The following is a 20,724-nucleotide window of genomic DNA, read 5'->3' as shown; positions in this document are numbered from 1 at the left end:
TAAAATAAAAAACTCAATATCTCTGGGACTTAAAAAATGAAAAATAACAGACTGCTGATCTGCGGTCTGCTGCTGGCCAGCGCCAGCAGCCAGGCTGTAACGATCGATCTTCGCCATGAATGGCTCGATGACAGTAAACAACATAAAGACAGGGCGTTAGTTTCACACCGGTTCGCCAATGGTTTTGGCTTTTCACTGGAAGCCAAGTGGAAATCCGGGGGTGACAACCCCAATAAACCCTTTAATAATCTGGTGGATAACGGCACTGAAAGCACCATCAGCTATCAGTATAAAGTGACGCCAGCGTTCTTCCTGCAACCGGGATTCACGCTCGAATCCAGCTCTGACAGCAGCATCTACAAACCGTTTTTAACCGCCGGATATACCTTCGACAGCGGCATTTACTTTAATGCACGCTATCGTTATGAATATACCCGTTATACCAAAGAAAATACCGAAGACCGTAAAACCAATCGCGGTGAAATCTGGCTGGGATATCGTCTTGCCGACTGGCGCTTTGAATATAACTATATTTATAAGCACAGCGACCAGATTTTATATGACAACGATAAATGGGATTATGAGCAGGATCTGAAGGTCGCTTATAATATTAATAAAAACTGGACGCCATATGTTCAGGTCGGTGATGTTTCTGTCAGAAAAACTACCGACGAACGTCAGACGCGTTTCCGTTTAGGGATTCAATATTCGTTCTGATAAATACCGGAATGAATGCCGGAATATGCCGCCGGTCAGTTTGCGCTGACCGGCATTTTTTTGTCTCACTCCGTGCGCCCGTTCAAATTTCCGGTGAGGGAGCATGCGGTTTTGCCATGATTTCGCTAGTGTGGCGCATTCACGTAGATGATGACGTCACTACGAATCAAAAAACTGACTGATGAAACGGAATTTATGACTCTGAAAATCACACCTGCAAAACTGCCTTTAGCCGCCTTGTTGCTCAGTATCCTGGTTTCAACGCCAGCCAGCGCCTCCGATGAAATCGCTTTCTGGAATACGCCTGAATATGGCGGCAACAGTTTCAACCGCCTGCCGCCGGACGACGCGTATTTTTCGGCGCTGCGGGGCTATGGCGCAAGCTGGGTGCGCCTGTCTTACGACAAATGGAAACCCGCGCAGCGTGATTTCCTGCTGGGAGACGCCGACCATTATCAGGGGCTGGTGCCGGAAGATCTGGCCACGTTGAAAGCTGCGCTCAAACGTGCGCACGCCGCCGGGCTGAAAGTAGTGATCACGCCGCTGTCGCTGCCGGGGATGCGCTGGTCGCAGAACAACGGCAACAAATTTGACGGGCGGCTTTGGCAGGATAAAAAATACTGGCAGCAGAGCGCGGATTTCTGGCGTGACCTTGCCCGAGAGCTGAAAGATACGCCCGGCGTCGCGGCCTATAATCTCATCAACGAACCGGCCCCGGAGAAAAATGGCGGGGTGAAGGAACATGCGTCACAGGCCGATATGCAGCGCTGGTATCAGCAGCATCAGGGCACCGCGCGTGATTTACCGGCGTTTTATACCCTGCTGATTCAGGCCATTCGCGAGGTGGACCCGGTTACGCCGGTGATGGTGGACAGCGGCTGGTACGCTGCCGCCGACAGTTTCGGTTACTGGCCGGAGCCGCTCAAAGACCCGCGCGTGCTGTACAGTTTCCATATGTATGAACCCTATGAAGAGACCAGCGGACCCAATCTCAAACGCGACCGGCCTTTTACGTATCCGGGCGATGTTCCTTTCAGCGGAAAGCCTGAAAGATGGGATGCAAAACGCGTGGCGGATTATCTTCAGCAACCTTTCGACTGGGCGAAACAGCAGGGCATTCCTGCCAGCCGCATGGTCGCCGGTGAGTTTGGCTGCGTGAGGATGCTGAACGACTGCCGCCAGTATCTGGATGACGTGCTTTCCGTGCTCGACAAAAATCAGGCGCACTGGGCCTTTTACAGTTTTCGCGAAGACAGTTGGGACGCGATGGATTACGAACTGGGCAAAGGCAAAGTGCCGTGGTCATACTGGCAGGCGATTGAACAAAATAAGCCGGACAATCTGAAACGCCGCGCAACGCCGGAGTTCGAACCGATCAGCCGCAGGCTGGCAGAAAGTCTGCCATCGTCGAAATAATAAGGTTGTTGATGTTCGTTTATATTTCGCCGTAACCTCGCCCAAATATAAACGAACACTTTTAATAGCGGTTTACGGGTTGACAATAATATACAGCATGCGTAAATTGCACGTGCCGGAAGTTGCGGCCTTTCCTCACTTAACATAAGAGACTAATGGACACTGTATCTAGTAGCTTCCCGAATGACGCTGAACCGGCGCTTCGGAATATTAAACATGAAATCGACTGTGATCATTTCATCGTTTGGGTGCGCCTCGCCAGAGCCTGATGCTCTTGTGTTATCTCACCTCAACCTGAGTGTTTACGGTCCCGGGGTGTGTTATGAACTTCAAATCAATCCTTTACCCTGATGTCAAAACCCTGACATCACTTCTGCGTGTCCGTCCGTCCCGAGACAGGGTTCTGGCTGCGCGCGGCAAAGACTCGCATTCAATTTTTTCTTCTAAAATCAGCAACATGAATCTTCGCGTGACCACCTGGCGCGTCAGTCCTGTGACCGGCCAGCTTGAACAGCGTTGCATCATGGCTGACAGCGAAGAACCTCAAAGTCGGTTTTCCCCCGCCTGATTTAGCCCGTGGTTTATCCCGCGCTGGATCTCGTCCTTATTACTGCCTGATCGTTTTCCGGCAGGAATATCGCTGATTTAATTCCGTTGAACTGTTTCGACTGTGTTATTTCAGAGAATAATTCCGCCCGGCGAAACCTGAAGCAGAAATAAAAGACAAACAATAAGGCTTGCTCTGTTTATCTTAAAATAAACAGCGGATAGCCCTGCATAAAATAAATGAAAATACCGATCGTTTCGACGATACGGGCAATATTCTGCCGCCTGAAATAAGGCTTACAGATATTATGCCCCTATTGTTGCGCGACAGGAGCACCACCATGACTGTACAAAACAACACCACACAAGAAAAAAAGAAACAACAGACGCTCTCCATGCGTGCCGCGCAGGAAGCGAAAAACGGCGTCGCGGTGACGCTGATTAACGTTAACGCCACCCGCGATGGCCTGACGGAAGCCAGTGCCGCCACGCGTCTGGAGAAAGAAGGTTACAACGAAGTCGCCCACGACAAGCCGCCTCACGCGCTGATTCAGATGGTGAAGGCCTTTAACAACCCGTTCATCTATGTATTAGCCGTGCTGGCCGTCATCAGCTTCTTCACCGATTTCTGGTTTCCGCTGCGCGCCGGAGAAGAAACCGATCTGACCGGGGTTTACATCATCGGCACGATGGTGGTGCTGAGCGGGCTCGTCCGTTTCTGGCAGGAATATCGCTCAGCGAAATCGGCTGAAGCGCTGAAAGCCATGGTCAGAACCACGGCCACGGTGCTGCGCCGTGACCGCATGGGAAAAGCCGGTTCGCTGCGTGAAATCCCGATGCGCGAACTGGTCGTCGGCGACATCGTGCAGCTTTATGCGGGCGATATGATCCCGGCGGATGTCCGTCTGATTGAATCGCGGGATCTGTTCATCAGCCAGGCCGTGCTGACCGGTGAAGCGTTGCCGGTTGAAAAGTACGACACGCTGGGCGACGTGGCGCAAAAATCGGCCAGCGACGTAAGTGCGGAAAATGAAAACCTGCTGGATATTCCCAACATTTGTTTCATGGGCACCAACGTCGTCAGCGGCACGGCGCAGGCCGTCGTCGTGGCGACCGGGGCAAGAACGTATTTTGGCTCGCTGGCGAAAGCCATTGTCGGCACCCGCGTGCAGACGGCGTTTGATCGCGGCGTGAACAGCGTCAGCGGGTTACTGATCCGCTTCATGCTGGTGATGGTGCCGGTGGTCTTCCTGATCAACGGCATCATGAAAGGCGAATGGTGGGACGCGCTGCTGTTTGCCGTCGCGGTCGCCGTCGGGCTGACGCCGGAAATGCTGCCAATGATCGTCAGCGCCAATCTGGCGAAGGGCGCGATGGCGATGGCAAAACGCAAAGTGGTCGTCAAACGTCTGAACGCCATTCAGAACCTCGGCGCGATGGACATTCTGTGTACCGATAAAACCGGCACGCTGACACAGGACAAAATCATTCTTGAGCACCACATCGACACAAAAGGAGCAAAAGACGAGTCCGTGCTGGCGCTGGCGTGGCTGAACAGTTATCACCAGAGCGGCATCAAAAACCTGATGGATCAGGCGGTTCTGCACTTCTCCGAGAATGGCGTTTCGCAATTCACCCGGCCTCAGGGTTACAGCAAAGTGGATGAAATGCCGTTCGATTTCGTCCGCCGCCGTCTGTCGATTGTGGTGAAAGATGCGAAGGAAAATCATCTGCTGATCTGTAAAGGTGCGGTAGAGGAGATGCTGAGTATTTCCACCCACATGCAGGAAAACGGCGCGGTGGTGGAGCTGACTCCGGCACGCCGTGAGGCACTGCTGGCGCTGGCGAATGACTACAACCAGGAAGGGTTCCGCGTGCTGGTGGTGGCGACCCGCGACATCCGCAAAAGTGAGGCGAAAAAACAGTACGGCACAACCGATGAGCACGACCTGATCCTGCAAGGGTTCCTGACCTTCCTCGATCCGCCGAAAGAATCTGCCGGCCCTGCCATTGCGGCGCTGCGTGATATCGGCGTGGGCGTGAAAGTGCTGACCGGCGATAACGCTGTCGTGACCAGCCGCATCTGTCATCAGGTGGGATTAGCTCCGGGCGAACCGCTGCTCGGGCCGCAGATTGAACGCCTCGATGACGCCACGCTGCGTGAGCTGGTGGAAGAGCGCACGGTGTTTGCAAAACTGACGCCGCTGCAAAAATCGCGGGTGCTGAAAGCGTTGCAGGCCAACGGCCACACGGTCGGATTCCTCGGTGACGGTATCAACGATGCACCGGCATTGCGTGACGCGGACGTCGGGATTTCCGTCGACAGCGGTACGGATATCGCCAAAGAATCTGCCGATATCATTCTGCTGGAAAAAAGCCTGATGGTGCTGGAAGAGGGCGTGCTGAAAGGGCGCGAAACGTTCGGGAATATCATGAAGTACCTGAACATGACCGCCAGCTCCAACTTTGGCAACGTGTTTTCCGTTCTGGTCGCCAGTGCGTTTATCCCGTTCCTGCCGATGCTGGCGATTCAGTTACTGCTGCAAAACCTGATGTATGACATCTCCCAGCTGGCGCTGCCGTGGGACAAAATTGACAAGGAGTTCCTGAAAAAACCGCGTAAATGGGATGCCAAAAACATTGGCCGTTTCATGGTGTGGATTGGTCCGACGTCGTCCATTTTCGACATGACGACGTTTGCCCTGATGTGGTACGTGTTCAGCGCCAACAGTGAACATATGCAGACGCTGTTCCAGTCCGGCTGGTTTGTGGAAGGGCTGCTGTCCCAGACGCTGGTGGTGCATATGCTGCGTACCCAGAAAATCCCGTTCATCCAGAGCACGGCGGCGTGGCCGGTGATGCTGATGACCGGGCTGGTGATGGCGGTCGGTATCTATGTGCCGTTCTCTCCGCTGGGGCCGATCGTCGGGTTACAGGCGCTGCCGTGGCAGTACTTCCCGTGGCTGGCCGGTACGCTGCTGGCGTACTGCTGCGTCGCACAGGGCATGAAAACGTTCTACATCCGTCGTTTTAAACAGTGGTTCTGATGTTCTGATTTCTCATTAAAACCTGACCGGTGCCGCAGCGCTTTGCGGCACCGTTTTAAGACTGAAAATAGCACCACGCTTCACAATGACAACCCTGAAAAAGGGGAGCGATTATGTTTGCAACAACCCAATCTGGCACCACCTTACTGATCAACCTGGCAGGCGCAATTGCCCTGCTGCTGTGGGGTTCCCACATGATTTCCTCCGCGCTGCAACGCGGATTCGGGACACCGTTACGCCACTGGATGGGGCGTCATCTTAAACATCGCGGGATGGCATTGCTGTCCGGCGTGGGCATTACCTGCCTTTTGCAAAGCAGCACCGCCGTCAGCCTGATGGCCACCTCGTTTACCGCCGCCCGAACGCTGAGCCTCGCGCCTGCGCTGGCCGTGATGCTCGGTGCCAACGTCGGTTCGACGCTGGTGGTTCAGCTGATGAGTTTCAACACCGCGATTGCGGTTCCGTTGCTGATGCTGAGCGGATTTATCGTCTTTAAAATGCGCGACCATACCGGCTTTGAAAGCGCCGGTTGCGCGATGATTGGCCTCGGGCTGATGCTGCTGGCGCTGAGCCTGCTGGGCGCAACGCTCGGACACATCGAATCCACGCCGGTGTTCCGCGCCGTGATGTCCGGGTTACAGGGCGATACGCTGATCGCGCTGTCCGTGGCGGTGATCCTCACGTTAGTTTGCCATTCGAGCGTGGCGGTGATTTTACTGATCGCCTCGCTGGCAGCGACGGGCGTCATGACGCCTGTCACCGCCATGGTGCTGGTGCTCGGCGCGAACATCGGTGGCGCGCTGCCGCCGGTGCTGAATGCCGGAAAAGCCGTCGCCCGCCGCCTGCCCGTGGGCAATCTGCTGATCCGCTGCGCCGGTTGCGTGGTGGCACTGGCCTTTATGCCGTTACTGGCGCGTCTTGCTGATAATTTAGCGCTGACCACGCCGCAGCTGGTGGTGTGGTTTCATACCGCGTTCAGCGCCGTGCTGGCGCTGGTATTTATCGGCCTGACGGGGCCAGTCGCCCGCCTGCTTGAGCGGCTTTTCCCGGAAGAGGCGCGTGCCGGTGATCCGGGTATGCCGGTGTATCTTGACGAAACCGGGCTGGATATTGCGTACATCGGTTTATCCAATTCCGTGCGTGAATCCCTGCGCGCAGCCGACATGCTCAACATTATGCTCGACCGCTTGCAGGTACTGTTTCAGAATCCGGAGAAGGGCAGCCGCATGGAAATCCGTCAGCTGGATCAGTCGCTGGATATGCTGAGTGCGGCGATCCGGGCGTATCTGGCCGATCTGGCGCACGACGGGCTGAGCGACGCCGATGCTGACCGCGCGCAGGAAATTTTGATGTTTGTGATTAACGTCGAACATGCGGGTGACATTCTCTCCAGCAGCCTGGCGGAGCTGGCTGCCCGCAGGACGCGGCGCGGCGAGACGTTCAGCGAGTTCGAGCGCAACAATATTGCGCTGCTGCATACGGAAATCCTCACCAGCCAGCGTCTGGCCGTGACCGCATTTCTGGGCGAAGACCACGACGCGGCGCATCAGCTGGTGGCGCGAAAAGAGGTGATTCGCCAGATTGAAGCCACCGCCAGCCGTGAGCATTTTAAAAAGCTGCGCGATGATAAAAATGCGTGGGCGGAATCCGGTGATATTTTCCAGCGTGTTTTACGCGATTACCGCCGTGTACATCATCATATTGCCGCCGTGGCTTATCCGGTTATTGACCGGCGGGGAGATGAATTACGGGCCATAATTGAAAATAACGCAGACGTGTAAATCCCATAATAAAAACAACAGGAAAACTTCATGAGAGTGCTTATTTGTTCAGGCCGGTTTTATACCGGTATCAGTACGCTGACGCGGGTACTGGATTTATATTCGCAATCGCAAAATATCCGCGTACTGATCCACGGGGGACATCAGTCCTCCGGCGGCGCAATCGAGCGCTGGGCGCGGGATGCGGGCGTTCATATCGTGCGCTATCCCGCCAACTGGGCGGCGCACGGTAAATATGCAGAAATCCGCCGGAATATTTTCATGTTAGAGGACAGCCGCCCGGATATTATTCTGGCATTTTCTGGCGGAGAGGATACCGCCGATTGTATCGGGCTGGCGAAAAGCAAAGGAATTAAAGTGATTGAAATTGAACAGTATCTGTAACGACAAAAATGCCGGGAGTTAAGTGCAATTTTTTACGAATATTCGGGAAACCGGTTTCTGGATTATTCTGATAGTCCCGGCAAACACTTTATAAGAGGTTATATTTATTCAATTGTAGAGAGGTTGCGCCGCGCCGTTTTCGTTAACAGTGATAACGATTCAGCGCAACCGGCTACGTATACAGGAGAATAAAATTGACCACAGAACTGAAGGATACCACCACAGAGACGCCCCCGATCCCCGCTCTCAGTGGCGGGAAATATGCTTTCTTTTTTGATGTTGACGGCACGCTCGCCGAAATTTGCGCCGAGCCGGACGCCGTCATCATTCCCGCTTCCGTTCGCGATAATCTGAAAACGCTGGCCGCGGCCACCTCGGGCGCACTGGCGCTGATCTCAGGGCGTCCGGTTGAACAGCTTGACCAGCTTTCCGCGCCGCTCCGGTTACCGGCGGCGGGCGTGCATGGTGCAGAACTGCGCGACGCCGCAGGGAATCTGCACCGCGTGACGTTGCCTGAGGATGTGGCGCATGCGCTGCAAAAGCAGCTCGAGCAGGGCATGGCCGCAATGCCGGGCACGCTGCTCGAAGCCAAAGGTATGGCGTTTGCCCTGCATTACCGTCAGGCACCGGCTTTTCAGCAGCAGGTTCTGCAACTGGCCGAATCTGCAGTCGCCGCGTATCCCGACCTGATGCTTCAGCGCGGAAAATGCGTGGCGGAAATTAAGCCGCGCGGCAACGATAAAGGCTCCGCAATCACGACGTTTATGCATCAGGCGCCGTTCGCGGGGCGTATTCCGGTGTTTGTCGGCGATGACCTGACCGATGAAAAGGGCTTTCAGGTCGTCAATGCCATGAAGGGGATTTCTGTGAAGGTCGGAGAGGGCTCCAGCCATGCGCGCTACCGTCTGGGACGCGTCAGCGATGTGTATCAGTGGCTGGAAGCGTTACAACGTCACTTAACTACCAATAATAAGGAGACAACACTATGAGCCGCCTGGTTGTCGTATCTAACCGTATTGCTATTCCTGACGGGTCGAAATCCGCGGGTGGGCTTGCCGTCGGTATTATGGATGCGCTGAAAAACACGTCCGGGCTGTGGTTTGGCTGGAACGGAGAAATCAGTGAAATCTCCGGCGAAGAGGAAGATGATCTCAGTCTGGTGGAAGAGGACGGCATCACCTACGCCTCGGTTCCGCTCAATCAAAACGATTACGATCTGTATTACTGCCAGTTTTCGAATGCCGTACTCTGGCCAGCGCTTCATTACCGCATCGACCTGGTGGATTTCCAACGTGAAGCCTGGGAAGGCTACTGCCGCGTCAATGATCTGCTGGCGAGAAGATTGCAACCACTGATAAAACCCGACGATATTCTGTGGATCCATGACTACCATTTGCTTCCTTTTGCCGCCGCGCTGCGCAAACTTGGCGTAAAAAACCGCATCGGCTTTTTCCTGCATATTCCATTCCCTACACCCGAAATTTTTAATGCCGTGCCGACGCATAACGAACTACTGGAGATGATGTCGCATTTCGATTTGCTGGGCTTTCAGACCGAAGGCGACCGTCAGGCGTTTCTGGATAATCTCGGCGAGCTGACCACCTTGCAGCCATCCAATACCTGTCTGCATCAGGCGTTCGGCAACACGTTCCAGACCGGGGTTTATCCGATCAGCATTGCGCCGGAGAGCATCCGTAAAATGGCGGAAGGGCCGTTGCCGCCTAAAATGGCCGCCATGGAACGCGAGCTGCGCGAGGCGAAAAACATTATTTCCTGCGAACGTCTGGATTACACCAAGGGGCTGCCGGAGCGTTTTCTGGCGTTCGAGGCACTGCTGGAGAAATTCCCGCAGCATCGCGGCAAAGTGCGGTATTCACAGATTGCGCCAACGTCGCGTGGCGATGTGCAGGCGTATCAGGATTTGCGTCACCAGCTTGAAACTGAAGTCGGACGCATCAACGGGAAATACGGCAGCCTGAACCAGACGCCGCTGTTCTATCTCAATCAGCATTTCCAGCGCAGTTTGTTGATGAAACTGTTCCGCCTGACCGACGTCGGGCTGGTCACGCCATTGCGCGACGGCATGAATCTGGTGGCGAAAGAGTACGTCGCGGCGCAGGATCCTGAAGACCCCGGTGTGCTGGTGTTGTCGCAGTTTGCCGGTGCGGCGAATGAACTGACGGCGGCGCTGATTGTCAACCCGTATGACCGTGACGACGTGGCTGCCGCGCTTGATAAGGCGCTGACGATGTCGCTGGAAGAACGCCGTGAACGCTACAACGACATGATGGATGTCCTGCGTAAAAACGATATTACGCACTGGGGCGAAAGCTATTTGCAGGATTTGCTGGCCATTTCACCCCACGACGTTGCGCATAACGCCGTCGCCTGAGAAAACTTCTCTCAACACAGCCCTGAATAAGGGCTGTGTCATTTTTAACGCAATGCAGAGGCTTGTCGCATATGCAAAACGCTAAATTACAGACGAACGAATTCCCTGAACTGGAACCCATTGAACTGATCCTCGACCGGATGATGGACGCCGAGCCGGAACCGGAAATGATCGAAGGCCTGCCGCCGTCCGATGCCTTAACTCCGGCGGATCGCTACATGGAACTGTTCACCGCCGTACAGTCTTCGCACCTGTTTGAAGACAGCAAAACCTTCCCGGACTGCCCGCCGAAAATGGATCCGCTGGACATTCTGCTGCGCTACCGCCGGATAAAAAATCATCCCGGTTTTAACCTGCAACGCTTTGTTGATGCGCACTTTTCCTTACCGGCCCATCACGGCGATGAATACGTCAGCGATCCGGGCGACTCCCTGAAAGAGCACATCGATAAACTCTGGCCGGTGCTGACGCGCCAGCCGGAAGATCATGTGCCGTGGTCGTCGCTTTTGCCGCTGCCGCAGGCGTATATCGTGCCGGGCGGACGTTTCAGTGAAACCTATTACTGGGATTCCTACTTCACCATGCTGGGGCTGGCGGAAAGCGGCCGCAACGATTTGCTGCGCACCATGGCGGATAATTTCGCCTGGATGATTGAGATGTACGGGCATATTCCCAACGGCAACCGGACGTATTATCTCAGCCGTTCGCAGCCGCCGGTATTTGCCCTGATGGTCGAACTGTTCGAGGAGGACGGCGTGCGCGGTGCGCGACGTTATCTGGATCATCTGCTGAAAGAGTATGAATTCTGGATGGATGGCGCGGAATCGCTGATGCCCAATCAGGCGTACCGTCACGTGGTTTGCCTGCCGGACGGCACGCTGCTGAACCGCTACTGGGACGACAGGGATACGCCACGTGATGAATCGTGGCGCGAAGACGTGGAGACGGCGAAGCATTCCAGCCGCCCGGCTAATGAAGTTTACCGCGATCTGCGCGCCGGTGCGGCCTCCGGCTGGGATTATTCCTCACGCTGGCTGCGCGATCCGGACAGACTGGCGAGTATCCGCACCACACAGTTTATTCCGGTCGATCTGAACGCGTTCCTCTACAAACTGGAAAGTGCAATCTCGAATATCTCCGGCCTGAAAGGCAACGCCGAGACGCAGGCGCTGTTCCGGAAGAAAGCGGAGATCCGCCGCGACGCGATTACCCGCTATCTGTGGGATGACGAAGACGGGTGTTTCCGCGATTACGACTGGCACCGTCAGCGACTGGCGCTGTTTTCTGCCGCCAGCGTGGTGCCGCTGTTTGTCGGGCTTGCGACGCACGGACAGGCCGAAAGGGTCGCCGCCGTGGTGCGCGAACGCCTGCTGACGTCCGGCGGTTTGCTGGCGACGGAGTTTGAAACCGGCGAACAATGGGATAAACCAAACGGCTGGGCACCGCTGCAATGGATGGCGATCCAGGGCTTCAAACTGTACGGCAATGACGCGCTGGGTGACGAAATCGCCCGCAGTTGGCTGCGCACGGTGAATCAGTTTTATCAGAAACATCACAAGCTGATTGAGAAATACCACATCTCCGGCAGCGCCGCGCGCGAAGGGGGCGGCGGTGAATATCCGCTTCAGGACGGTTTCGGCTGGACCAACGGCGTCGTCCGCCGCCTGATCGGGCTGTATGGCGAGAATTACGAGTAAAGGTCTGACGCGCCCTGAATCACCAGCCAGCGCTCAAACTCCTGATGGAGCAGTGTTTTCTGCACGCCGACCGGCGTCAGGGCGTGATACTGGCAGGGCGCGACCGTGATACGCGGGAACAGCGGTACAAGATTTCCGCGGCTGATTTCCGCAGATAACGTACTGACCGGCCCCAGCCCGACGCCAATCCCTTCAAGCATCGCGTGCAGCGAAACATGAAAGTGATCGTAACGCCGGAAACCGCTGACCGGCGCGTTTTGCAACCCGGCAACCGCCAGCCACTGATTCCAGTGCCCCGGCCGCGTCAGGGTTTCAATCCTCGGACAATTCAGCACATCCTCCGGCGTTCGCAGCGCAAAGCGTTTAAGCAGCGCCGGCGAGGCCATCAGACAATGCGTGTCCTGCAAAAACGGAATCGCAGAATATTCTGTCGCGCTGATTTCGCGGCGGATCAGCAAATCATAATGCCCGACGATATGCAGCTGCTCAGTATTGGCAGTGGAGATTTGCAGATTAGCCTGCGGGAAACGGGCGTAGAAATCGTCCAGACGCGGCAGCAGCCACTTCAGGCTTAACGTGGTCGGCACACTGACGTTGAAAACGTTGTTTCGCCCGCCGTTGCCGTAGCGCAGGGCGATATCCGATAACGTATCAAAGGCGCTGCCCAGCTCACGTGCCAGCTCCAGCGCATACGGCGTCGGCACCCGCCGCTGGCCTTCTTTGCTGAATAAATTCACCCCGAACCATTTTTCCACCACCTGAATATGGCGGCTGACTGCGCCGTGCGTAATACACAACTCCTGCGCCGCCGCAGTATAGCTGCCCGCATGGCAGGCAACGAAGAAAGCCCGTAAAGCCGTCAGAGGAGGAAGGGCGTGCATGGCGACTCCTTTATTCACAACGTTTTAATCGCAACATTTTACTCACTGAGGTGTGACTTTTTATCACGGGTTCAGGTTTTTCCTTAACGCTATTATCGCGGCGGTGAATATCCCGAAAAGGAAAATACGACGTGATGATGTATGGAGTCATAATTGTGATTGGCGTTCTGGCGGGCATGATCAGCGGCATTGTCGGCACCGGTTCTTCTATCATGCTGCTTCCCGCGCTGGCTTATACTTTTGGCCCGAAAACAGCGATCCCTGTTATGGCCGTCGCGGCCATTGTGGGGAATATTTCGCGCGTCATCCTCTGGCGCAAAGACATCGACCTGAAAGCATTCTTTTTGTACGCCGTGCCGGGTATTCCAGCGGCCATACTCGGCGCGAACACGCTGTGGGCGCTGCCAGCGACGCTTTCTAATCTTCTAATCGGTCTTTTTTTCCTGCTGCTGATCCCGTTGCGACATTGGGCCAGAAAGAAAACGCTGTCGCTCAGTGACGGACAACTGGCGCTGAGCGGCGCGCTGGTGGGGTTTCTGACCGGCGTGGTGTTTTCGACCGGTCCGCTGACAATCCCGGTTTTTGCCGGTTACGGGCTGGCGAAGGGCGCGTTATTGTCAACGGAAGCGGCGGCGTCGTTTGCCATTTATCTGGCGAAAGCGTCCACTTTTCGTGCCATCGGCGCGATGCCGGGATCGGTTTTACTGAGCGGATTGCTGGTTGGCCTGACGCTGGTTGCGGGGATGATGATCGGCAAAAAGTTCGTGGTCAAAATGTCGGATAAAACTTTCCACCGCTTCGTTGACGGTATGTTAATGCTGGCGGGGCTGTCACTGTTTTGGGATGCCGTGAATCCGTAAATTCACGGTTACAACAGACAGGACAGTTTGCCAGTTTTCAGATAATCGCTACCGCAAAGACTGAACCTAGCTGTCTTTCTTCAGATAAATATCAGGCCGGGTTATCGCCCACGCATAATCTGGCCGGTTTACCGGTTCATAGCCAAACTTTTTATACAACCAGGGCGCGGTGGTGGTGAACAACACCATGCGGCGCACGCGCGCGGAAACCGGATGCGACTGGCAGCATTCCACCAGCCAGCCACCGAGGTTGTTACCCTGATATTCTTCCAGCACATAGACGTCGCACAGGTAAGCAAAGGTGGCGTAATCAGTGATAAAACGGGCGAAACCGATTTGTTTTTCGCCTTCAAACAGACCAAAGTTGAGGCTGTTTTCCACGGAATCGCGCACGGTTTGCTCGTCAATTCCGGCAGCCCACGTTGAGCGGGTCAGGTAACGATGGATCGCCGGAATATCCTGCGCGGCTTTATCCGTGGTGATATGAAATGCGCCCTTTGTCCACTGGTATACGTCGGTTTCTGTCACTGTGTTCTCCGCGAGTTTCGGTTGTTTTAATGGTCACCGTACGAATGTAGCGCAGGCCGGTCGAGATTTCATACAGTCGGGCTGTAAAAAGCTGGCCGAATGATGTATCCTGCACTCATCATTAATATGCTGTATATAATTACAGTATAAGGAGCGAGTCATGGCTGTTGAAACAAAATTTGTTGTCGTCAGAAAAGGTGAAGAGAAAATGACATTTGCCAATAAAAAAGATGCAGACGCTTACGACAAGATGCTCGATATGGCAGATACCTTCACCGAGTGGCTGTCGCAAAGCGGGCTTGAGATCGACGAAGTACTGGCGGAAAACATTGCGCTGCACCTCGCCGAGCAAAAAGATGCCGTTCAGCATATCCTGCGCACCAGTAAAATGCCGGAAGCCGCAGCGGTCGTCGTTCAGGAAACTGCTGAAGAAACCGCAGAGCCTGACAACGCAGAAGTAGTTGAAGCTGAAGCCGAAGAAAAAGCAGCACCCGCACCGAAAAAAGCCCGCGCTGTAAAAGCCGCCTGACTGGTCTTTGTCATAGAGAGCGCCAGAAACAGAAAGGGCACGCACCGGCAATTTCCCGCGTGCCCCTTTATCACTGCATTTCCTCAACGTTTCCTGCCAGAAATCAGCGAATTTCCGCTTCAACAATCGAGACGTAGCAGCCTGTATCAATAATGCGGTTCAGCCTGAGATCAGCACTCGCCAGCAGTGCTTTGATTTCATCTTCGGAACGCGTTTGCCCGCCATCAAAACTTGCCAGCAAAAGCAGATCGACTTCCTTGCCGCCGTGCCAGGCGTTTCCGCGCGGAATGACCGGTTCCATGATGAGCAGCTTCGAACCGGCATGCATGGCATTGCGGCAGGTGCGCAGTATTTTACGCGCCTGTTCTTCCGGCCAGTCCATCGTGATGTATTTCAACATATAAAAATCCGCCGTCGGGCAGGATTCAAAGAAACTGCCGGGATGCAATTCCCAGCGGGAATCATCGCCCAGCTCACTGAGACGGTTTTTAGGTAACACCTGAGGCTGATCGAATAAAATACCGTGCAGTGTCGGATTATGTTGCAACACTTTTAATAATAATCCGCCCATGCCACCGGCAATATCCACGACGGTTGATTTATCAGGGAAATGATAACTCCGGACGATAAAGTTATTTTCAACCGAAGACATGGAAGACATTCCGCGGTCAAAATCATTTATACCGTCATGCACACTTTCCCGCGCCCAATATTCATAGAAATTCATGCCGTAACGATTTTTAAAGGCGGATTCGCCGCGAATATTTTCAATGACATTGCCAAGCGGAAGCCAGAGTGTTTCATGTGTCAGCATTAATACCGCTGCACGCAGGGAACCGGGGACGTCCGAACGTAAAAATTCAGCGGAAGGCGTCAGGGAAAACTCACCGTTTTCATGCTCCTTAAAGATATTCTTAGACGCCACCATCCGCATCACGCGGTAGAGTTGTCGCGGGTTGACGCCCAGTTCGTTACCCAGCACATCGGGCGTTTTCGGGCCTTTAACCAGACAATCGGCAACGCATAACTCCGCCACGGCGCGTAATGACGCCTGAAAAGTATATCCCATTGCCTGCTCTAATAAATGCAAAGCAGCCGAATCACTTTCTGAAATAGCAACAGTTGTGTTAGTCACAATAATTCTCCACGCAAAATTTAAATGCGAATAAATTTGCAAAACTATGTTGCAATTTTATTTGTCCATAGAGATAAATTATTCTCGGAGAAAACAGTAGGACAGAAAAAGAGAAACGACAATGTCAGGATAAATTAAGAAAAGATAAATCCGTAAAGATAACGGGCCGCTGTCATTTAAACGGGACGCGACTTTATTTGATAAAATAAAAATGGCGTTACAAGAACGCCATTTAATTAATTCCCCGTCGCTAATTCGTTAGCCCCGTATTTATTTCGATTCGTAACGAATATATCCCGCCACGCCGCCTTTACCGCCATCTTTCGGATGATTAATCCCGTCGCTGACGCTGACTACCGGGAAGTCAAACGGCGATACGCCTTCGATGCAGGCGACATTAACGCCATAAAATTCAGGATTGGAACGGCGCTGGTGGAAGGTGTAAATCCCGCATACAGAACAGAAATAATGCGCGGCTTCGCCGGTGTTAAACCGGTATTCGGTGAGTTTATCTTTGCCCTTAATGACGTCCACTTCCTGAGCCGGAACGACGACCGCGCCACGCATACGGCAGAACGAACAATTGCAGCGGAGCACGTTGTTATAACCATCGGGCAGTACGGCGCTGAAGACAACCGAACCGCAATGACATTGGGCGGACACTTTATCTGACATGGAAATCTCCTGAGATCGTCCGGCAAATGAGGGGGTTAGCCGGTTCACCGTATTGACTGTTTTCATCGAAGCTGACAGGCGTTCAGTTACGTTAGCCGCTTTTTTATCATTGCTCAACCGCATGACAACACGTCGGGTTGGCGCTATGTTACTGGCAATTTATTTTTGCGGAGCGGGTAATGGACATTATCGGGATCATTCTCTCGGCGGGGAAAGCCTCAGTTAACGTGGCGCTTTACACGCTGATCCCAATCATGGTGGTCATGCTGATCATCATGAAGTACCTGGAAGTTCGTGGCGTTCTCGACGGGATTGTCCGGCTGGTGACACCGGTTTTACGCCCTTTTGGCGTCACGGGCATGGCCGTGTTTGCCCTGATCCAGCTGAATTTTGTGAGTTTCGCCGCACCGCTGGCATCCCTGGCGATGATGGAAAAGAGAGGGACGTCTGACCGCCATCTCGCCGCCACGCTGGCAATGCTTTTCGCCATGGGGCAGGGCAACGTGTTTTATCCGCTTATTCCTTACGGCCTGCACTGGGGTGCGGCGATTATCATTTCTATTGCCGGCGGGCTCGGCGCGGCCAGTGCGACTTACTATCTGTTTGGCCGCCGTCTTTCGGCCACCGCGCTGGAACGCGAGGGCAATCCGCTGGAAGATAAAGCTGGCAAAGGACTGATCGCCATCATTAATGGCGCGGGTTCGGATGCAATCCGTCTGGCGCTGGGTTCCGTGCCGATGCTGATCCTCTCGCTGACCGTGGTCGGTATTTTAAAAGAAGCCGGAGCGATTGAGTTTCTGACCCGTCTGCTCGGGCCGGTGTTGGGGTATTTCAGTATTTCGGACGTGTACGTTCTGCCCGCGCTGACCAAAATGCTGGCAGGCGGCACCGCCTATTACGGCGTGGTGTCTGACCTGATCCATCGCGGGCTGTTTTCCCCGCAGCAGGTCAATGCCTCCAGCGGTTTTCTGATCCAGACGCTCGATTTGCCCGGTATCGGTATTTTTCTGGGGATCGCCAGCCGCTTCGTCCGGTTGTTCCGCTATGCGCTGCCGGGCGCGATCATCGGCATCCTCATTCGCAGCATGATTCACGCATGGGTATTTTGACTGTTCAAGGGAGTTTTTTATGAAAGAGAAGTTTCCGCAAGGCTTTATGTGGGGCGGCGCAACGGCGGCCAATCAGGTCGAAGGCGCGTACGATCAGGACGGTAAAGGGCTGTCGATTGTCGATGCCATTCCCGGCGGTAAAGACCGGTTAAGCATTGTTTCTTCGCCGGAATTTGATTTCACGTTGGATACCGCGAAACACACCTATCCGAACCACAAGGGCATCGATCACTACCATCGTTTTGAGGAAGATATTGCCCTGTTTGCGGAAATGGGTTTCAAATGTTACCGCTTCTCTATCGCCTGGACGCGTATCTATCCGAACGGCATCGAGCAACAGCCGAACGAAGCCGGTCTGGCGCACTATGACAAAGTGATCGACGCCTGTATCGCGCACGGTATCGAGCCGGTCATCACTATTTCCCATTATGAAATGCCGCTGCATCTGGCGACCGAATTCGGTGGCTGGAAAAACCGTGAACTGATCGGCCACTTCGAGCGTTTTGCGCGCACGGTGCTGACGCGCTTTGGTCATAAAGTGAAATACTGGATGACTTTCAACGAGATCAACAGTGCGGCACATTTCCCGATCATGAGCCAGGGGCTGACGGTCAAAACCGGCGCGCTGGAAGCACAGGCCAAATTCCAGGCATGGCATAACCAGTTCGTGGCCAGCAGCCTGGCGGTCAAAATTGCCCACGAAACGAATGCTCAGATTCAGATCGGCTGCATGATCCTGTTCGCCACCAACTACGCATACGACTGCAATCCGGTGAACCAGCTGGAAACCCTGAAAGAGACACAAGCGTTTAACTTCTACTGCGCGGACGTGCAGGCGGGTGGGAAATATCCGTACTACGCCAAACGTTTGTGGGAATCGCAGGGCGTCGTGCTGGACATTCAGCCGGACGATCTGGCGCTGATTAAACAGCACACGGTGGATTACATTGGTTTTAGCTATTACATGTCTTCAACCATCAACAAAACCAATCCCGACGCGGTGTCTGCGCAGGGCAATCTGCTTGGCGGCGCACGTAACCCGTTCCTCGAAGCCAGCGACTGGGGCTGGGAAATCGATCCGGTTGGCCTGCGCATCGCGCTGAACCAGCTTTATGACCGCTACGAAAAGCCGCTGTTTATTGTTGAGAACGGGTTAGGTGCCGTCGATAAGCCGGATGAAAACCACTTTATCGCCGATGATTACCGCATCAACTATCTGCGCCAGCATATCGCTGCAATGGCTGAAGCCATTGAAGACGGCGTGGATCTGATGGGTTACACGCCGTGGGGCTGTATCGATCTGGTGAGTATGTCCACCGGCGAAATGAGCAAACGCTACGGCCTGATTTATGTCGATCTCGATGACAAAATCTCCGGCACCGGCAACCGTTACAAGAAAAAATCTTTCCACTGGTACCAGAAAGTGATCGCCACCAACGGCGCAGATATCAGCTAAAACGGTGATGTGACAAATTACGAAAAAACGGGCGGAGAAATCCGCCTGAATTTTTTTAATAACAAATTTAAGAAGCAACGTTATCCTATCTGTCTGGCGCGCCCTGCCAGCGGGGCAATCACCAGCTGTAGCGCGTTAACTGCCGTCAGCACAATCAAAGGCACCGTCCAGCCGTTGCTGACTTCGTGCAACATGCCAAAAACTAACGGCCCCAGCGCCGCCACGCCATACCCCACGCATTGTGCCATCCCGGAAAGTGCTGCCGCCTGACGATGATCTGTCGCCCGCAGATTAAATAACGACAGGCAAATCACCATGGAAGCGCCAGCGCCAAGACCGGCAATAACCAGCCACAGTAAGGGCAGAGCAGGGAAGACCAGCAGCCCCGCTAATCCGGTGAAAATGGCCAGCGAGGCGATGAAACTGATCCCGCGCTGATCGCGGTATTTTTTCAGCGCCGACATGCAGACCAGATTGGCCACAATCGCCACCGCCTGATAGGCAAATAACATCCAGCCCGCGCTTTCCTGGCTGATGCCGTGTGAACTGGCGTAGGGCGTGAACCAGTCTATCAGGGTGTAAAAAACCATCGACTGAAGCGCCATAAACAATGAAACCTGCCAGCCCAGCATGGATTTCCACGGCGATCTCAACCGGCCAGAAGCCGCCTGCTGATGCGGTAATTCACGCGGTTGCGCATTTTTCAGCAGCGGCAGCCAGGCGACGGTGGCGATAAGGGCGGGGACAATCCAGATGCCGAGCGAAAGTTTCCAGCCAAAGCCGCTGACGTGCTGCAAAGGGGCCGCGATGCCGGAGGCGAGACTGGCAGTAATCGCCATGGTTGAAGCATACAGGCCAATATATTTGGCGGTATGGTGTTTGAAATCGCGCTTTATTAACGGCGGAAGCAGCACGTTTGCCGCAGCAATCCCGGTGCTGAGGATCACGGTTCCGGCCCACAGGCCGCTGGCATACGGCGTCACGCGCACCACAGAACCCAGCGTGATCAGGCAAACCGCGACCCATAAACTTTTCTCCAGCCCGGCTTTGTTTCCCGCCCACGAAGCCAGCGGCGCAACAGCCGCAAACAGGAACAGAGGAATAAAATTGAGCAGCCCGGCGGCTGAAGCACTCAGGCCAAACGTCGCGCAAATATCTGCCAGAACCGGACCGGTGGCGGTGATCGGAGAACGTAAATTGGCTGCTGTGAGCAGGATAAGAAACAGGAAAAAAGCAGAATTAAAAATAAACGAAGGACGCGCCAACGACGTCTGAGGCTGAGTCATAGATACACCGCACATTGAGCAGGATTATCCTGCAGAAAGTGCGTTGGTTGACGTTAACGCTTACGCAAAAGGGCGGGCACCCTGATGTCTGGCGGCGATATTACACAGAGATATCCGGCCTGTAAATATGTTGTGACGCGGAAAATAAACCCACTGCCCCCCGCTAAAACGACTAGTATGAAAGGTATTGCCCGCTGCGGGTGATAAACCCGTTCTGCCTCCCTGACCTTTACCCTCTCTCCTTTTTTATGTGAACTCTTATCGCAGCTCAGGCAACTGCCTTCT

18 protein-coding genes are annotated in these 20,724 nt (G+C 54.3%); 13 read left to right on the top strand and 5 right to left on the bottom strand.

Annotation, left to right across the window (positions count from 1 at the left end; translation table 11 throughout):
- Window positions 1-36: 36 nt before the first annotated feature.
- The 9 genes from KWG64_RS08980 (at window position 37) to KWG64_RS08940 (ending at window position 11,980) form a co-directional block, all read left to right on the top strand.
- Window positions 37-717 (top strand): oligogalacturonate-specific porin KdgM family protein, encoded by a 681-nt coding sequence (locus tag KWG64_RS08980; protein WP_152323925.1) that lies wholly within the window; start codon window positions 37-39, stop codon window positions 715-717.
- Between the two features lie 195 nt (window positions 718-912).
- Window positions 913-2,133 carry a glycoside hydrolase family 5 protein gene (locus KWG64_RS08975; RefSeq protein ID WP_218521668.1) on the top strand — a complete coding sequence of 407 codons (1,221 nt, stop codon included), beginning with the start codon at window positions 913-915 and terminating at the stop codon, window positions 2,131-2,133.
- Window positions 2,134-2,455: 322 nt separating this feature from the next.
- Entirely contained in the window at window positions 2,456-2,701 is a 246-nt protein-coding gene (locus KWG64_RS08970) for a hypothetical protein (RefSeq protein WP_195813404.1), read from the top strand.
- Between the two features lie 319 nt (window positions 2,702-3,020).
- Window positions 3,021-5,726, top strand: coding sequence for a magnesium-translocating P-type ATPase (mgtA, locus tag KWG64_RS08965; RefSeq protein ID WP_218521667.1), 2,706 nt, complete (start codon window positions 3,021-3,023; stop codon window positions 5,724-5,726).
- Window positions 5,727-5,839: 113 nt separating this feature from the next.
- Window positions 5,840-7,507, top strand: coding sequence for a Na/Pi cotransporter family protein (locus KWG64_RS08960; RefSeq protein ID WP_218521666.1), 1,668 nt, complete (start codon window positions 5,840-5,842; stop codon window positions 7,505-7,507).
- A 30-nt stretch (window positions 7,508-7,537) separates the two neighbouring features.
- Window positions 7,538-7,891 (top strand): DUF2493 domain-containing protein, encoded by a 354-nt coding sequence (locus KWG64_RS08955; RefSeq protein WP_195813401.1) that lies wholly within the window; start codon window positions 7,538-7,540, stop codon window positions 7,889-7,891.
- Window positions 7,892-8,097: 206 nt separating this feature from the next.
- Window positions 8,098-8,880, top strand: coding sequence for a trehalose-phosphatase (gene otsB / locus KWG64_RS08950; RefSeq protein WP_370628635.1), 783 nt, complete (start codon window positions 8,098-8,100; stop codon window positions 8,878-8,880).
- Entirely contained in the window at window positions 8,877-10,283 is a 1,407-nt protein-coding gene (gene otsA, locus KWG64_RS08945; protein WP_218521664.1) for an alpha,alpha-trehalose-phosphate synthase, read from the top strand. The genes otsB and otsA overlap by 4 nt, the downstream gene beginning before the upstream one ends.
- 71 nt (window positions 10,284-10,354) lie before the next feature.
- Window positions 10,355-11,980 (top strand): alpha,alpha-trehalase, encoded by a 1,626-nt coding sequence (locus KWG64_RS08940; RefSeq protein ID WP_218521663.1) that lies wholly within the window; start codon window positions 10,355-10,357, stop codon window positions 11,978-11,980.
- Here the strand turns inward: KWG64_RS08940 and KWG64_RS08935 are convergent.
- Entirely contained in the window at window positions 11,971-12,861 is an 891-nt protein-coding gene (locus KWG64_RS08935; RefSeq protein ID WP_218521662.1) for a LysR substrate-binding domain-containing protein, read from the bottom strand. The genes KWG64_RS08940 and KWG64_RS08935 overlap by 10 nt on opposite strands.
- A gap of 137 nt (window positions 12,862-12,998) precedes the next feature.
- Between KWG64_RS08935 and KWG64_RS08930 the strand changes: the two genes are divergently transcribed.
- Window positions 12,999-13,721, top strand: coding sequence for a sulfite exporter TauE/SafE family protein (locus KWG64_RS08930; RefSeq protein ID WP_218521747.1), 723 nt, complete (start codon window positions 12,999-13,001; stop codon window positions 13,719-13,721).
- 66 nt (window positions 13,722-13,787) lie between these two features.
- Here the strand turns inward: KWG64_RS08930 and KWG64_RS08925 are convergent, their stop codons facing one another.
- A complete protein-coding gene (locus KWG64_RS08925) occupies window positions 13,788-14,249 on the bottom strand; it encodes a GNAT family N-acetyltransferase (protein ID WP_218521661.1) in 462 nt (153 codons plus the stop codon).
- A 160-nt stretch (window positions 14,250-14,409) separates the two neighbouring features.
- Here KWG64_RS08925 and KWG64_RS08920 point away from each other — a divergent pair, with 160 nt between their 5' ends.
- Complete coding sequence (locus KWG64_RS08920; RefSeq protein WP_218521660.1) at window positions 14,410-14,778, top strand: YebG family protein; 369 nt, start codon at window positions 14,410-14,412, stop codon at window positions 14,776-14,778.
- Between the two features lie 103 nt (window positions 14,779-14,881).
- Here KWG64_RS08920 and KWG64_RS08915 read toward each other — a convergent pair whose 3' ends face one another.
- Window positions 14,882-15,913 (bottom strand): methyltransferase, encoded by a 1,032-nt coding sequence (locus tag KWG64_RS08915; protein ID WP_255562127.1) that lies wholly within the window; start codon window positions 15,911-15,913, stop codon window positions 14,882-14,884.
- A gap of 270 nt (window positions 15,914-16,183) precedes the next feature.
- The gene (locus KWG64_RS08910; RefSeq protein WP_218521659.1) at window positions 16,184-16,588 is read right to left on the bottom strand and encodes a GFA family protein; all 405 of its coding nucleotides are present in this window, start codon (window positions 16,586-16,588) and stop codon (window positions 16,184-16,186) included.
- 179 nt (window positions 16,589-16,767) lie between these two features.
- Between KWG64_RS08910 and KWG64_RS08905 the strand changes: the two genes are divergently transcribed.
- Together KWG64_RS08905 and KWG64_RS08900 are read left to right on the top strand one after the other, a co-directional pair.
- Window positions 16,768-17,697 carry a nucleoside recognition domain-containing protein gene (locus KWG64_RS08905; RefSeq protein WP_195813393.1) on the top strand — a complete coding sequence of 310 codons (930 nt, stop codon included), beginning with the start codon at window positions 16,768-16,770 and terminating at the stop codon, window positions 17,695-17,697.
- A gap of 19 nt (window positions 17,698-17,716) precedes the next feature.
- The gene (locus tag KWG64_RS08900; RefSeq protein WP_218521658.1) at window positions 17,717-19,153 is read left to right on the top strand and encodes a glycoside hydrolase family 1 protein; all 1,437 of its coding nucleotides are present in this window, start codon (window positions 17,717-17,719) and stop codon (window positions 19,151-19,153) included.
- Between the two features lie 80 nt (window positions 19,154-19,233).
- Here the strand turns inward: KWG64_RS08900 and KWG64_RS08895 are convergent, their stop codons facing one another.
- Window positions 19,234-20,439 (bottom strand): MFS transporter, encoded by a 1,206-nt coding sequence (locus KWG64_RS08895; protein WP_218521657.1) that lies wholly within the window; start codon window positions 20,437-20,439, stop codon window positions 19,234-19,236.
- Window positions 20,440-20,724 lie beyond the last annotated feature (285 nt).

This window comes from Rahnella sp. PD12R, from assembly GCF_019200965.1.
GTDB classification, from domain to species: domain Bacteria; phylum Pseudomonadota; class Gammaproteobacteria; order Enterobacterales; family Enterobacteriaceae; genus Rahnella; species Rahnella laticis.
This window is presented reverse-complemented; position numbering and strand designations above follow the sequence as displayed.

Bases quoted from the DNA above. Each gene is read 5' to 3' on its own strand.
- KWG64_RS08970 (WP_195813404.1), top strand. From the start codon at position 2,456: ATGAACTTCAAATCAATCCTTTACCCTGATGTCAAAACCCTGACATCA.
- mgtA (WP_218521667.1), top strand. From the start codon at position 3,021: ATGACTGTACAAAACAACACCACACAAGAAAAAAAGAAACAACAGACG.
- KWG64_RS08980 (WP_152323925.1), top strand. From the start codon at position 37: ATGAAAAATAACAGACTGCTGATCTGCGGTCTGCTGCTGGCCAGCGCC.
- KWG64_RS08900 (WP_218521658.1), top strand. From the start codon at position 17,717: ATGAAAGAGAAGTTTCCGCAAGGCTTTATGTGGGGCGGCGCAACGGCG.
- KWG64_RS08905 (WP_195813393.1), top strand. From the start codon at position 16,768: ATGGACATTATCGGGATCATTCTCTCGGCGGGGAAAGCCTCAGTTAAC.
- KWG64_RS08910 (WP_218521659.1), bottom strand. From the start codon at position 16,588: ATGTCAGATAAAGTGTCCGCCCAATGTCATTGCGGTTCGGTTGTCTTC.
- KWG64_RS08930 (WP_218521747.1), top strand. From the start codon at position 12,999: ATGTATGGAGTCATAATTGTGATTGGCGTTCTGGCGGGCATGATCAGC.
- KWG64_RS08895 (WP_218521657.1), bottom strand. From the start codon at position 20,439: ATGACTCAGCCTCAGACGTCGTTGGCGCGTCCTTCGTTTATTTTTAAT.
- KWG64_RS08935 (WP_218521662.1), bottom strand. From the start codon at position 12,861: ATGCACGCCCTTCCTCCTCTGACGGCTTTACGGGCTTTCTTCGTTGCC.
- otsA (WP_218521664.1), top strand. From the start codon at position 8,877: ATGAGCCGCCTGGTTGTCGTATCTAACCGTATTGCTATTCCTGACGGG.
- KWG64_RS08920 (WP_218521660.1), top strand. From the start codon at position 14,410: ATGGCTGTTGAAACAAAATTTGTTGTCGTCAGAAAAGGTGAAGAGAAA.
- KWG64_RS08940 (WP_218521663.1), top strand. From the start codon at position 10,355: ATGCAAAACGCTAAATTACAGACGAACGAATTCCCTGAACTGGAACCC.
- KWG64_RS08960 (WP_218521666.1), top strand. From the start codon at position 5,840: ATGTTTGCAACAACCCAATCTGGCACCACCTTACTGATCAACCTGGCA.
- KWG64_RS08955 (WP_195813401.1), top strand. From the start codon at position 7,538: ATGAGAGTGCTTATTTGTTCAGGCCGGTTTTATACCGGTATCAGTACG.
- KWG64_RS08975 (WP_218521668.1), top strand. From the start codon at position 913: ATGACTCTGAAAATCACACCTGCAAAACTGCCTTTAGCCGCCTTGTTG.